A 13,084-nucleotide genomic window follows, 5' to 3' on the forward strand; every position below is an offset into this window, starting at 1 on the left:
GTGGTTGGGCACTCGATCGAAGGCCGGGGCGGCCGCGGTGTCCTTCACGGCGACCGCCCTGATCATCTACGCGATCTTCTCCTCGGGCTTCGGCCGCCTCCCGCGCGCCGCGATCCGCGCCCCCGAACCCCTGCCCGCCCCGGTGCCGGTGGTGCCGGTGCAGCCGCCCGCCGCGGGCTCGGCCGCGGTGCCGAGGCCGGCGGAGACGGTCGCGGTCGTCGCAGACGGGTTCTGGCTCACGTACCTGCCGGGCGGCCTCGTACGCACCGGCGGCGACGGCACCGGCGCGAGGTTCGCGTCCGCGGCGGGCGGATTCGTCGAAGCCCAGGTGACACGCGGTACGGTGGCAGCGGACTTGGCCCGCCTCCTGAGCCGGATCAAGGTGCGCGACGCCCGCGCCACCACCGTGCGCGGCAGGCCCGCCGTGGCCGGCAGGCACCCGGCGGGCGGGCGGCTGATCGCCTGGCTCGAACGCCCCGGCACGGGGATGTCGATCCGGGTCAGCGACTCGCTCGGCGGTGAGCTCCTCGCTCTTGCCGCCTCCGTCAGGGCTCCTGTAGGAGACTAGGAGCCTTTTCCCCGGTAACCACTCACGTCAAGGGGGGTCGATGCGGCGGCCGGCGGCGGTGCTCCTCATGTTCGCGCTCACGGCGTGCGGCGGTGGCACGACGCACCCGGTGGCCACCCCGCCCGCCTCCCTGCCGGCCTCCCCGTCCGCCACCTCGCCCGCGCCCGAGCCGCTCGTCACCCACGCGGACGGCACCGTGCTCTCCTGCGACGGCCCCGGCGTGCGGCTGCCGTCCGCGCTGTCCGGGCTCAGCCCGGCGGGCTCGTTCAACCGCCTGGAGTCGCTGCGCCGCCCGCTGAAAGTGCGCGGCCGCATCTGGAACGACAATGACGAGCGCCTCTACGTCGGCGTGGTCTGCGGCCCGCGTACGGCCGAGCAGTTCGTCACGCTCGTCGGCAAGGCCACGCTCACCCTGTACGGCGGCAAGCCCGCGCTGCGCTGGACCACGCGTACGGGCGTGCGCTGCTTCATGTGGCTGGACAGGCCGGGCACCGCCGTCTACATCGGCGCCACGCCCGGCCTCAGCAGCGAGATCAAGCCGATCGCCGCCGACATCACGGCCGGCTGACCCGCGTGCGGTTCAGCGGGCCTCGGACAGCAGCTTGGCCAGCCGGCTGACGCCCTCGACGAGGTCGGAGTCGCCGAGCGCGTACGACAGCCGGAAGTAGCCCGGCGTGCCGAACGCCTCACCCGGCACCACCGCCACCTCGGCCTCCTCCAGGATCAGCTCGGCCAGCTCGCTCGACGACTGCGGCCGCCGCCCGCGCAGCTCCTTGCCGATCAGCTCCTTGACCGAGGGATATGCGTAGAACGCACCCTTAGGTTCCGGGCACAACACGCCCGGGATCTCGTTGAGCATCCTGACCATCGTCTGCCGCCGCCGGTCGAAGGCCGCCCGCATCTCCGCCACCGCCGACAGATCACCGGAAACCGCCGCGAGCGCCGCCATCTGCGCCACGTTGGAGACGTTCGAGGTCGCGTGGGACTGCAGGTTGGTGGCCGCCTTCACGACGTCGGACGGCCCGATCAGCCAGCCGACCCGCCAGCCGGTCATCGCGTACGTCTTGGCCACGCCGTTGAGGATCACGACCCGGTCGCCCAGCTCGGGGACGGCCGTGGCGATGCTGGTGAACTCGGCGTCGCCGTACACGAGGTGCTCGTAGATCTCGTCCGTGACCACCCACAGCCCGTGCTCGGCCGCCCAGCGCCCGATCGCCACCGTCTGCTCGCGCGAGTAGACCGCGCCCGTCGGGTTGGACGGCGAGACGAACAGCAGCACCTTCGTCCGCTCGGTGCGCGCCGCCTCCAGCTGCTCCACGCTCGCGAGGTAACCGGTCGACTCGTCGGTCACGACGTCGACCTGCACGCCGCCCGCCAGCTTGATCGCCTCGGGGTAGGTCGTCCAGTAAGGAGCGACGACCAGCACCTCGTCACCCGGGTCGAGCAGCGTCGCGAACGCCTCGTACACCGCCTGCTTGCCGCCGTTGGTCACCAAAACCTGCGCCGGCTCGACGGCGTGGCCGGAGTCGCGGCGGGTCTTCTCGGCGATCGCCTTCTTCAGCTCGGGCAGGCCGCCGGCCGGCGTGTACTTGTGGAAGCGCGGCTCGCGGGCCGCCCGCACGGCGGCCTCGACGATGTAGTCGGGCGTCGGGAAGTCGGGCTCGCCCGCGCCGAAACCGATGACGGGACGCCCGGCCGCCTTCATCGCCTTCGCCTTGGCGTCTACGGCGAGCGTGGCGGACTCGGAAATCGCGGAAATTCTCGCGGAGATGCGGGGTCGCGTGGACATGCGTCCATGCTCCCACGCGGTGCCCACGCGGGCGTGACCTGGGCGATCAGGTTTTGGTTCGACGTGACGGGCAATGACCCGTATGCTTTCGCCTGGTCCTTCCGCCGCATGTCGGCGAGCGGTTCGGTCCAGGCAGTGAGTCGATCAGGGTAGTCTGGTCTACGACATAGGGCACTGGCGCAATTGGTAGCGCACCGGTCTCCAAAACCGGCGGTTGGGGGTTCGAGTCCCTCGTGCCCTGCGAGTGCGGTCCGCGCAATAATTGGCGTGTAAGCGCGCCGCAAAACTGCGTTGGATACGACTGATCAGGTGAGGACTGTGGCGATCGACACGCGCGGCGAGACCGCAGACAAGCCTAGTGGCGAGAAGAAGACACGCACTTCTCCTGCCCTCTTCTATCGGCAGGTCGTCAACGAGCTTCGTAAGGTCATCTGGCCGACACGCAAGGATCTCATCACCTATACCACGGTCGTTCTGATATTCGTTCTGATCATGGTCGCGATCGTGTACGGGCTCGACAGTGCCCTGGGATGGGCGGTCCTCCGCGTCTTCGGCGGATCCTGACCGAAGGCTTCGAGGGGTGATCGCCTGACGGAGTCGCCAATCGATACCACGAAAGAGGAAGAGTCACCGTGTCCGAGTCTTCAGTTCCGGCGGACGAGTCCCGCGACGAGTGGGGCGACGAGCTGGAAGAGGCCACCGAGGAGTCCGCTGCGGCGGCTTCCGAGGAGGCCGAGGTCGAGGAGAGCGACGAGGCGGGCGAAGAAGAGGCCGCCGCCGTCGAGGACGGTTCGGTTCTTCCCGACGTCGACCCCGTCGAGGAGTTCAAGGACTCGCTGCGCGGCCTGCCCGGCGAGTGGTACGTCATCCACTCCTACGCCGGTTACGAGAACCGGGTGAAGTCCAACATCGAGAGCCGCAACGTGTCGCTCAACATGGAGGACTACATCTACCAGGTCGAGGTGCCCACGCACACCGTCCAGGAGTTCAAGAGCGGCAAGAAGGTCCCGGTCAAGGAGCGCGTGCTGCCCGGCTACGTCCTGGTGCGCATGGAGCTGACCGACGAGTCCTGGGCCGCCGTGCGCAACACCCCGGGCGTCACCGGCTTCGTCGGCCTGTCCAACAAGCCGAGCCCGCTCAGCCTCGACGAGGTCGCCAAGCTGCTGGCGCCCGAGCCCACCGAAGAGACCAAGAAGGCCACCACCAAGGCCGCCGCGGGTCCCACGGTCGAGTTCGAGATCGGCGAGTCCGTCACCGTCATGGACGGCCCGTTCGCCACGCTGCCCGCCTCGGTGAGCGAGATCAGCCCCGAGTCGCAGAAGCTCAAGGTGCTCGTGTCGATCTTCGGCCGCGAGACTCCGGTGGAGCTCTCGTTCAACCAGGTCTCGAAGATCTGAGACGATCACATACACTTAGACGTTCGGTCGGCCGCCTCTCGCGAAGGGCGGCCGCCGACATGTCAGGGGCGCAACCGCGGCTCTGACCGCATCGCAATCAGGACCCGGAGAAGGACACATGCCTCCGAAGAAGAAAATCGCCGCACTGGTGAAGGTCCAGCTCCCCGCTGGCCAGGCCACCCCGGCGCCGCCGGTGGGTACCGCCCTCGGTCCCCACGGCGTCAACATCATGGACTTCGTCAAGCAGTACAACGCTGCCACGGAGTCGCAGCGGGGCAACATCATCCCCGTTGAGATCACCATCTTCGAGGACCGCAGCTTCAGCTTCATCACGAAGACGCCGCCGGCCCCCGAGCTGATCAAGAAGGCGCTCGGCCTCGACAAGGGCAGCGCCGTCCCGCACCGCGACAAGGTGGGCAAGCTCAGCCGCGAGCAGCTGCGCAGCATCGCCGAGACGAAGATGCCCGACCTCAACGCCAACGACATCGAGGCGGCCGAGAAGATCATCGCCGGCACCGCCCGGTCGATGGGCATCACGATCGCCGAGTAAGACCTTCCCGCAAGAAGTCGTGGGAGGGCCGTCCTGACCGTCGGCCCGCACACCACTAGGAGTACAGAATGCAGCGCAGCAAGGCGCACAAGGACGCGGCAGCCAAAATCGACCGCGACAAGCTCTACACGCCCGTCGAGGCCGCGAAGCTGGCCAAGGAGACGTCGACCACCAAGTTCGACGCCACCGTCGAGGTAGCTCTCCGGCTGGGCGTCGACCCTCGCAAGGCCGACCAGATCGTGCGCGGCACGGTCAACCTCCCGCACGGCACCGGTAAGACCGCCCGGGTCCTGGTCTTCGCGACCGGTGACCGTGCCGAGGCGGCCCGCGAGGCGGGTGCCGACATCGTCGGCGCCGACGAACTGATCGACGAGATCTCCAAGGGCAACCGGCTCAACGAGTTCGACGCCGTGGTCGCCACGCCCGACCTCATGGGCAAGGTCGGCCGCCTCGGCCGCGTCCTCGGCCCGCGCGGTCTCATGCCCAACCCCAAGACCGGCACCGTGACGCCCGACGTCGCCAAGGCCGTGACGGAGATCAAGGGCGGCAAGATCGAGTTCCGCACCGACCGGCAGGCCAACCTGCACTTCATCATCGGCAAGACGTCGTTCGGCGAGCGCCAGCTCATCGAGAACTACGCCGCCGCCCTTGACGAGGTGCTGCGTCTCAAGCCGTCGGCGGCCAAGGGCCGTTACCTGAAGAAGGTCACCTTCTCCACCACGATGGGCCCGGGCGTCCCGGTCGACCCCAACCTCACCCGCGGCCTCACGGCCGACCTGGAGAGCTGACCTCCCACGCTTCACAGCGACGCCCCCGCCCGAGTTCGCTTCGGGCGGGGGCGTCGTCGTTTCCACGCAAGGGCCCCTGACACGAGAACACTGCGATCCCCATGCCGGCGCCGCCCGCACGGAGACGCTGCGGTTTCCACACCAGCGCCGCCGACACGGAGACGCTGCGGTTTCCACACCAGCGCCGCCGACACGGAGACGCTGCGGTTCTCGCGCCAGCACCGCCGACACGGAGACGCTGCGGTTCTCGCGCCAGAGTCGCCGGCACGGGAACGCTGCGATTTCGCCCCGCCTTTTCCTGCGCAGGGGCGCTGCGGTGCCCCGGCTGAGGCGGACAGCTGAGCCTCGGCACTCCTGCCTGCCTCCACCCGACCCATTCCGCGGGGCGCCGCCCCCTCTCCTCAGCTTCTGGCGCAGGGCCGTTGGGCGCCGTGCTTCTGGGGGTGGTCGCATCCGAGCCCTCGGTGGGAGCGCCGTTCGCGCTCATCCTCTCGCGCAGGGGGCGCTGGGCCTTCTTCCAGCACTCGCAGCCGAGTTCTCGGGCGGGGACGCCGTCATTGCCCACCTCAGGCCCCTTGTGGGGGACGCTGTCGTTCTCCTGCCTGCCCCGCCCTCTTGGGCAGGGTTCTGGCAGTCCTCGCCCGAGTCTCTCGTGCCGGAGTGCCGTCGCTTCATGCCCGCGCTGAGGTTCCGCGGCTCGCGCGGGCCTGGGTGTGAGCTTGGCGGAGGCCGGCTGGTGTGCCGTGCTCAGCCCTTGGATCCGTCCTCTGCGGGAGGAGGGGCGTTGCCGTTTCCCGTTGCCCGGGCTCTCCTCAGCCGTGCTGACAGGCGCGGTGGCGGTGCCGGCGGTGCTTTCTCCCTCACTCGCGCTTCCCGCGCGTCCCTCGGCGGGTCTCAGCGGCGTGCTTGGGGTGTTTCTGTGGGGGAAGGGTGTCCGGTGAGCTGGGGGTTTTCATGGTGTGTGGGAAGTGTGCAGGGCGTGTGAGGGATAACCCTGGGTTTTCCCCTATTTGTCGGGGGAAGCCGCCACAGCAGGAAAAGTAAACGTAGGGTCAAGGACATGCTGAAGCGCACGATAAGTATGACCGCGGCCGGAGCCGCACTAGTCGTGGCCGCGGTCGCCGGTTGTGGATCGAACGCCCAGCCCATCCAGGTCAACCTGGCCGCGTCCGAGGTGCTCACCCAGGCCGCGCAGAAGACCGCAGAGGTCACGAGCTACACGGTCGACGCCGTGGTGAACCTGACGCACCCCCAGGAGGGCAGCGGCAAGGTGCAGGGTCGCATGCTCTACCAGAGCAAGCCCCAGCTCGCGGCCGACCTCACCCTGGACACGGTGGACATGGGGCAGCGCAGCGTCCCCGGCGGTGTCCGCGCCGTGCTGCAGGGCGACACCGTCTACGTCAAGGTCGAGGCGCTCAAGGAGCTGCTGGGCGCGACCAAGCCGTGGATCAAGGTTCCGCTCAAGGACGCCGACGGCGGCTCTGGCGAGGTGAACGAGGTGCTCACCCAGGTGCAGCAGTTCGACCTCGGCAACATGACCAAGCTGATCACGGCCTCGCAGGACGTCAAGGCCGCCGGCAACGAGACCGTCAACGGCGAGGACACCACCCACTACAGCGGCACCTTCCCGGTGGAGGCCGCCGTGCGGCAACTGCCGGCCGACAAGCAGGAGCAGGCCCGTGACGGCCTGGCCGAGCTCAAGGACATCAAGTTCGACATCTGGGTGGCGGCCGACGGGCTGCCCCGCAAGATCGCTCTGAACGGCTCCAAGGACGGCGCCACGCTCGACGCCACCCTGTTCTTCAAGGGCTTCAACGAGCCGGTCAGCATCCAGGCCCCGCCCGCCGACCAGGTCGGTGAGCTGCCGAAGGACACCACCAACTGAGAACGATTTGGAAACTCGGCGGCCAGCACGTACGCTGGTCGTTGCCGAAGACCGCCGGTCGTCGTCAGGTGCTCTAAATCTGGCGACCGAAGGATCCACGTCATGTGGACGGCCCGCGCAGGTGTGATGCGAGTTTCCCACATGGGTCATTCCGTGTGCGTGAGCCCCGTGCGCCCTGCGCCCGGGGCTGTTCTCATGTCGGGGGCCTTCGCCGGTGGCACATCTGGAAGGAGGCCCATGGCGAGGGCGGATAAGGCGACAGCGGTTGCCGAGCTCAAGAGCGAGTTCGAGGGCAGCGCCGCCGCCGTTCTGACCGAGTACCGCGGTCTCACCGTCGCTCAGCTCAAGGAGCTGCGCACTGCTCTCGGTGAGAATGCGAAGTTCGCCGTGGCGAAGAACACCCTGACCAAGATCGCGGCCAACGAGGCCGGCGTCGCGGGCCTCGACAGCCTGCTCACCGGTCCGACCGCGATCGCGTTCGTCAACGGCGACGTTGTCGAGGCGGCCAAGGGTCTGCGTGACTTCGCCAAGGCCAATCCCCTCCTGGTGATCAAGGGTGGCGTCCTCGAGGGCAAGGCGCTCGACGCCGCCGAGATCACCAAGCTTGCCGACCTCGAGTCCCGCGAGGTTCTCCTCGCGAAGCTGGCCGGTGCCATGAAGGCCAAGCAGAGCGCCGCGGCCGCGATGTTCGCCGCTCTGCCCACGCAGATGGCTCAGCTGGCCGAGGCCCTGCGCGCCAAGCGCGACGAGGCGGGCGAGTAGCACGGGGGTTGCCGCAGCACACCGCGGTCCCGTTCCCAGTTTTCTAGCAAGTCCTAACGTAAGGAAACCATCATGGCGAAGCTCAGCACCGACGAGCTGCTCGACGCTTTCAAGGAGATGACCCTCCTCGAGCTGTCCGAGTTCGTGAAGGTCTTCGAGGAGACCTTCGACGTCAAGGCCGCCGCCCCGGTCGCGGTCGCCGCCGCTCCGGCTGCCGGCGCTGCCGGTGGCGAGGCCCCCGCGGCCGAGGAGCAGGACGAGTTCGACGTCATCCTCGAGGCTGCCGGCGACAAGAAGATCCAGGTCATCAAGGAGATCCGCGCCCTGACGTCCCTGGGCCTCAAGGAGGCCAAGGACCTGGTCGACGGCGCTCCGAAGCCGGTCTTCGACGGCAAGGTCAACAAGGAGCAGGCGGAGAAGGCCAAGGCTGCCCTCGAGGGCGCCGGCGCCACCGTGACCGTGAAGTAACTTCCCCTTCGCTTCACGCACAGCTCAACGAGAAGAGGCGGACACACCCTGGTGCCGGGTGTGCCGCCTCTTTTCGCGTTTCCTGAGCCGGTCAGGCCGCTTCGTGGATCCTCGCGATGGCGCTGGTATCCATGTAGTCCCTGGTGTGGACGATGCCGCCGTCCCTGACGCGCAGGACGAGGAGGCCGGGGACGCTGAGGTGGCGGCCGGCGACCGTGCCGTGGACGGTCTGCTCCACGACGACCACCTCCGGGTCCTCGGTGCGGTGCACGGCGACCCGGCGTACCTCGTCGATCTCGAACGGCGTGGCGTCCCACATCGCGTGGTAGCCCCGACGGACCTCCTCCCTTCCCTGGAACGGCGGCGCCGCCCCGAAGGGGAACTCGTGCAGGCCGTCCTCGGCGTACAGGTCGGCCAGCTCGTCGGGGGACTTGTGCAGCATGGCCGCGTGGTAGGCGGTGATGATCTCTTCGACGGACATGGGACGATCACCCGTTCGCTCAACGGTTGTTGACTCAACGAGCGTAGAGCGAAAATGGCGGTTCGGTCAACGCGTGTAGAGTCGGGGCGTGGGTGAGGAGACGGCGCTTCCGCGCGCTGAGCGGCGGCGCAGGACCGAGGCGCGGATTCTCGACGCCGCGCGGTCCCTTTTCGCCGACATGGGGTACGAACGCGCCACCATCAGGGCCGTGGCCAAGGCGGCAGGGGTGGATCCCGCGCTGGTGATGCAGTACTTCGGCAGCAAGCAGGAGCTGTTCCAGCGGGCCGTGGAGGTGACGCCGGCCCCAGGTGGCAGGTCCGGTCGCGGGCAGGTTGGAGGGCCGGATCCCGGCGACGCTCAGGCGGCCGTCGAGGAGGCCGTGGAGCGGCTGCTGGGCACGTTGCCCATGAAGCTGGGCGAGCTGTCGCAGAGCCGGCTGGCGATGCTGCGTTCGATGCTCACCCACCCCGATGCCGCGGTGTCGGCGCGCCGGGCGCTGGGGGAGCAGATCGACCGGGTCGCGGAGACCATGCCGGGCGAGGACGCGCGGCTGCGTGCGGCGCTGATGACGCTGGTCCTGCTGGGCGTCACGGTCGGCCATCAGCTCCTGGAGCTGGACGAGCTGCGCGACGTGCCCGAGGAGGAGATCGCCCGGCTGCTGCGCCCGAGCCTGCGCGCGCTCACCGGGCAGGACCCGCGATAACCGCCCGGTAACAAGCTGCTGGAACAGGTTCTCGTCAGGCGGCCCGCCGTTACCGTGAAGGCGGTGGCGCGGGCGCGTCACGTCCCGAGCACATCCTGCGACCGGAAGGTGACCAGGTGGGCGTCGAAGTCGTGGTGGACGGGCTGACGAAGTCGTTCGGGCGGCAGGTCATCTGGGAGGACGTCTCGCTCACGCTGCCCGCGGGCGAGATCTCCGTCCTGCTCGGCCCTTCTGGCACCGGCAAGTCGGTCTTCCTCAAGACGCTGGTCGGCCTGCTGCGACCCGACCGCGGCCACATCTGGATCGACGGCCACGACCTGGCCACCTGTGACGAGAACACGCTCTACGAGCTGCGCCGGCTCTTCGGCGTGCTCTTCCAGGACGGCGCCCTGTTCGGCTCGCTCAATCTCTACGACAACATCGCTTTCCCGCTGCGCGAGCACACGCGGAAGAGCGAGACGCAGATCCGCCGGATCGTCATGGAGAAGATCGACCTCGTCGGCCTGCTGGGCGCCGAGTCGAAGCTGCCGGGGGAGATCTCCGGCGGCATGCGCAAGCGGGCGGGCCTGGCCAGGGCGCTGGTGCTGGAGCCGGAGATCATCCTGTTCGACGAGCCGGACTCGGGGCTCGACCCCGTCCGTACGGCGTTCCTCAACCAGCTCATCGTGGACATCAACGCCGACATCGAGGCGACGTTCCTGATCGTCACGCACGACATCAACACCGCCCGTACGGTGCCCGACGACATCGGGCTGCTGTTCCGGCGGGAGCTGGTGATGTTCGGGCCGCGGGAGATGCTGCTGTCCAGCGACGAGCCGGTGGTGCGGCAGTTCATGAACGCCAGGAGGCACGGGCCCATCGGGATGTCCGAGGAGAAGGACGTCTCGGAGCTGGAGGCCGAGGCGCGGATGGGGCACGATCCCGGTGTCCTGCCGCCGATCCCGCCGCAGCTCATGCCGTCCGGCGGGCGCGTCCGCCGTACACAGCGGCCGCCCGGCGAGTGGCTGGCGGCCAATGGCGTGACGCCGCCCGAGGGGTCGTTCGTGGACGAGCAGGGCCGCGACTGGCTCCGGGAGTACCCCCGCCTGCTCCAGGCGCACCTCCACGGCGCCACCTGACTGCCGGCGCACCAAGCGCAGGGCACCTCCTCGGCGTGTCACCTGACCGCCGGCGTACCAGGCCCAGGGCACCTCCACGGCATCCCCTGACCGCTGGGCACCGAGCGGCGCAGGTGACCCTGCACGGCGTCACCTGGCTTCCAGGTTCCCTCGCGGTCCTCACACCCCTCCAGGCCCTCGATGCGCTCCCAGGGCGCTCTCAGGGCCTTCTGGAGGCATTTGCGGGGCTTAGGCATGAATGGTGGGGCAAGTGCGCTCCGTGCCCGTTTCCTGCCCGAGAGCGGGCCTCCCTGCCGTCCCAAACCGCCTCTGTCGATTAGGGGGCTTAGGCGGCGGGTGTCGCGTTATGATCCGGCAGCGGCCGGCCGGGAGGGGAGTGAGCACAGGTGGCAGGACTCGGTGCTCGGCCCGCCCGCATCCTCATGGCGGCGCTCAGCGGGGTCCTGGCGGTCCTGGTGGGCACGGGCGTGTGGATCGCCGCCCAGGCGCGCGAGGAGCAGGGCAGGTCGGGCGACAGGCGGGCGGCGCTGGCGGCGGCGGGCGAGCACGCGAAGAACCTGATGTCGCTCGACCACAAGAGCGTCGACACCGACGTACGCCGCATACTCGACACCTCGACGGGGGCGGCGAGGAAGGAGTACGAGGCCAACCTCGGCAAACTCAGGAACACCACGCTCGAGAACAAAGTCGTCCAGCACGGCGTGCTCCGCGCGACCGGCCTGGTCTCGATGACCGCCACCACGGCGCGGGTGCTGGTCGTCGCGGATGTGGAGATCCGCTGGGAGGGGTCGCGCAGCGCGCCTCAGGAGCGCTATTACCGCTGGCAGATGGACCTGACCAAGAGCGGCGGGCAGTGGCTGGTGTCGAAGGTGGTGCAGGTGCCGTGAGGATCTTCGCGATCGTGCTGCTGAGCCTGCTCGTGACGGTGGGCGCGGTGCTCGTGCCGACCATGTGGTTCAACCTGCGCGACCTGCGCGAGGCCGAGACGGCGGCCAGGGCGGCGGTGGCCGAGGCCAAGAGGCTCGCGCCCGATCTGCTCTCGTACGACTACCGCACGATCGAGGAGGACCTGGCGCGGGCCGGCACGTTCACGACCGGCGAGCTGACCGAGCACTACAAGGAGCTGACCAGGACTCTCGTGTCGCGGGCGAAGGAGCAGAAGATCGTCCAGAGCGTGACCGTGGCGGCGGCCGGGGTCGAGCGCGCCAAGCCCGGCAAGGTAGAGGTTCTGCTGTTCGTGAACACTGGTACGGTCAAGGAGATCCCCGGCAAAGAAGGACTCCAGCAAGAGTTCACCCAGAACCGGGCAAGGTTCGTCATGGTCCGGCAAGATTCGCGCTGGCTGGTGGCGGGCCTGTCCACGCTGCTGGGCACCGCGTGAGGCCCTGGAGATCACGGGCGCGCCGCTACCGTCAATTGTTACCAAAATTCAGGTTTAGTGCTGCCTTTGGCAGGGGTACCTAGGTCATCGCAACACCGGTTGTCGGCATGGGTTCGCACCCCGGTGTGACGGAGCGTTAACCGCCCCCGTTCGCGGGTATCGTCTTGGGCCTGGCGGTAGGCGATCAGTCACACAGGGGAGAAAACCCAGCGTCCGGGCCCTGAGTCGGCTAAAAGTCGGGCTTGTGGGCTTGACGTTTCCGCCTGAACGGGCGATGCTGCGACCAACGTGGAGCATGCAGCGAGGGCGAAGTGGACAGGCGTGTGCCGTTCGGCTACACTGCCCCTTTGCGCTGCCCTTTGACGACCCGCGATGCTTGCTCACGTTGCGAGGTTGTCTGGCGTGCGTGTAGTCAGTCCGCCGCGAGCCCTCGGAAGGACATCTGTTGGCAGCCTCGCGCAACGCCTCCGCCGTACCCGCTGGTCCCCGTCGCGTCTCTTTTGCGCGCATCCAGGAGCCTCTCGAAGTTCCTGACCTTCTCGCTCTGCAGACCGAGTCTTTCGACTGGCTGCTCGGAAACGAGAAGTGGAAGGCCCGGGTAGAGGCGGCTCGCCAGGCCGGGCGCAGGGACGTCCCGACCCAGTCGGGTCTCGAAGAGATCTTCGAAGAGATCAGTCCTATCGAGGACTTCTCGGGGACCATGTCCTTGTCGTTCCGGGATCACCGGTTCGAGCCGCCGAAGTACTCCGTAGATGAGTGCAAAGAGAAGGACATGACCTTCTCCGCCCCGATGTTCGTGACGGCGGAGTTCATCAATAACACCACCGGTGAGATCAAGAGCCAGACGGTGTTCATGGGCGACTTCCCGCTCATGACGCCCAAGGGCACTTTCATCATCAACGGCACCGAACGAGTCGTGGTCTCGCAGCTGGTCCGCTCGCCCGGCGTCTACTTCGAACGCAGTGTCGACAAGACCTCCGACAAGGACCTCTACGGGTGCAAGGTCATCCCGTCGCGGGGTGCCTGGCTCGAGTTCGAGATCGACAAGCGCGACAGCGTCGGTGTGCGCATCGACCGTAAGCGCAAGCAGGCCGTCACCGTGCTTCTCAAGGCACTGGGATGGACCAACGAACAGATTCTCGAGCGCTTCGGCCAGTACGAGTCGATGCGGGCCACCCTGGAGAAGGACCACAC

General features: G+C 68.3%; 15 protein-coding genes, 1 tRNA gene and 1 pseudogene. 15 read left to right on the forward strand and 2 right to left on the reverse strand.

Annotation, left to right across the window (positions count from 1 at the left end; genetic code table 11):
• Positions 1–4 precede the first annotated feature (4 nt).
• Together AB0K18_RS23740 and AB0K18_RS23745 are read left to right on the forward strand one after the other, a co-directional pair.
• Entirely contained in the window at positions 5–568 is a 564-nt protein-coding gene (locus AB0K18_RS23740) for a hypothetical protein (RefSeq protein ID WP_364917696.1), read from the forward strand.
• A gap of 40 nt (positions 569–608) precedes the next feature.
• Positions 609–1,136 carry a hypothetical protein gene (locus AB0K18_RS23745; protein WP_364917699.1) on the forward strand — a complete coding sequence of 176 codons (528 nt, stop codon included), beginning with the start codon at positions 609–611 and terminating at the stop codon, positions 1,134–1,136.
• Positions 1,137–1,148: 12 nt separating this feature from the next.
• On the opposite strand, the gene AB0K18_RS23750 is transcribed toward AB0K18_RS23745, so the two are convergent.
• Positions 1,149–2,357, reverse strand: coding sequence for a pyridoxal phosphate-dependent aminotransferase (locus tag AB0K18_RS23750; RefSeq protein ID WP_364917701.1), 1,209 nt, complete (start codon positions 2,355–2,357; stop codon positions 1,149–1,151).
• Positions 2,358–2,525: 168 nt separating this feature from the next.
• Here AB0K18_RS23750 and AB0K18_RS23755 point away from each other — a divergent pair.
• The 8 genes from AB0K18_RS23755 (at position 2,526) to rplL (ending at position 8,207) form a co-directional block, all read left to right on the forward strand.
• Positions 2,526–2,598, forward strand: a tRNA-Trp gene (locus AB0K18_RS23755).
• A gap of 77 nt (positions 2,599–2,675) precedes the next feature.
• Positions 2,676–2,921 carry a preprotein translocase subunit SecE gene (gene secE / locus AB0K18_RS23760; protein WP_187415017.1) on the forward strand — a complete coding sequence of 82 codons (246 nt, stop codon included), beginning with the start codon at positions 2,676–2,678 and terminating at the stop codon, positions 2,919–2,921.
• A gap of 68 nt (positions 2,922–2,989) precedes the next feature.
• Positions 2,990–3,754: a transcription termination/antitermination protein NusG gene (gene nusG / locus AB0K18_RS23765; protein ID WP_355429710.1), complete on the forward strand. Its 765-nt coding sequence runs from the start codon at positions 2,990–2,992 to the stop codon at positions 3,752–3,754.
• Between the two features lie 118 nt (positions 3,755–3,872).
• Positions 3,873–4,304, forward strand: a complete 432-nt coding sequence (gene rplK, locus AB0K18_RS23770; protein ID WP_355429713.1) for a 50S ribosomal protein L11 — start codon at positions 3,873–3,875, stop codon at positions 4,302–4,304.
• Positions 4,305–4,372: 68 nt separating this feature from the next.
• Complete coding sequence (gene rplA / locus AB0K18_RS23775) at positions 4,373–5,092, forward strand: 50S ribosomal protein L1 (RefSeq protein ID WP_355429716.1); 720 nt, start codon at positions 4,373–4,375, stop codon at positions 5,090–5,092.
• Positions 5,093–6,152: 1,060 nt separating this feature from the next.
• Entirely contained in the window at positions 6,153–6,977 is an 825-nt protein-coding gene (locus tag AB0K18_RS23780; RefSeq protein WP_364917704.1) for an LppX_LprAFG lipoprotein, read from the forward strand.
• Positions 6,978–7,214: 237 nt separating this feature from the next.
• Complete coding sequence (gene rplJ, locus AB0K18_RS23785) at positions 7,215–7,739, forward strand: 50S ribosomal protein L10 (RefSeq protein ID WP_345395607.1); 525 nt, start codon at positions 7,215–7,217, stop codon at positions 7,737–7,739.
• 72 nt (positions 7,740–7,811) lie between these two features.
• Positions 7,812–8,207 carry a 50S ribosomal protein L7/L12 gene (gene rplL / locus AB0K18_RS23790; protein WP_355429723.1) on the forward strand — a complete coding sequence of 132 codons (396 nt, stop codon included), beginning with the start codon at positions 7,812–7,814 and terminating at the stop codon, positions 8,205–8,207.
• A gap of 91 nt (positions 8,208–8,298) precedes the next feature.
• Here the strand turns inward: rplL and AB0K18_RS23795 are convergent, their stop codons facing one another.
• Positions 8,299–8,688, reverse strand: coding sequence for a nuclear transport factor 2 family protein (locus tag AB0K18_RS23795; protein WP_364917706.1), 390 nt, complete (start codon positions 8,686–8,688; stop codon positions 8,299–8,301).
• An 88-nt stretch (positions 8,689–8,776) separates the two neighbouring features.
• Between AB0K18_RS23795 and AB0K18_RS23800 the strand changes: the two genes are divergently transcribed.
• The 5 genes and pseudogenes from AB0K18_RS23800 to AB0K18_RS23820 all read left to right on the forward strand — a co-directional run.
• On the forward strand, positions 8,777–9,391 hold the full coding sequence (locus tag AB0K18_RS23800) for a TetR family transcriptional regulator (protein WP_364917709.1): 615 nt from the start codon (positions 8,777–8,779) through the stop codon (positions 9,389–9,391).
• A 116-nt stretch (positions 9,392–9,507) separates the two neighbouring features.
• Positions 9,508–10,509 (forward strand): ABC transporter ATP-binding protein, encoded by a 1,002-nt coding sequence (locus tag AB0K18_RS23805; RefSeq protein ID WP_364917712.1) that lies wholly within the window; start codon positions 9,508–9,510, stop codon positions 10,507–10,509.
• 386 nt (positions 10,510–10,895) lie between these two features.
• The gene (locus AB0K18_RS23810; RefSeq protein WP_364917715.1) at positions 10,896–11,396 is read left to right on the forward strand and encodes a hypothetical protein; all 501 of its coding nucleotides are present in this window, start codon (positions 10,896–10,898) and stop codon (positions 11,394–11,396) included.
• Complete coding sequence (locus tag AB0K18_RS23815) at positions 11,393–11,890, forward strand: hypothetical protein (RefSeq protein ID WP_364917718.1); 498 nt, start codon at positions 11,393–11,395, stop codon at positions 11,888–11,890. The genes AB0K18_RS23810 and AB0K18_RS23815 overlap by 4 nt, the downstream gene beginning before the upstream one ends.
• 445 nt (positions 11,891–12,335) lie before the next feature.
• Positions 12,336–13,084 (forward strand): annotated as a pseudogene (locus tag AB0K18_RS23820) (DNA-directed RNA polymerase subunit beta); the annotation flags it as partial.

The sequence above is a fragment of the Nonomuraea sp. NPDC049421 genome (genome assembly GCF_040677005.1).
Taxonomy (GTDB): domain Bacteria; phylum Actinomycetota; class Actinomycetes; order Streptosporangiales; family Streptosporangiaceae; genus Nonomuraea; species Nonomuraea salmonea.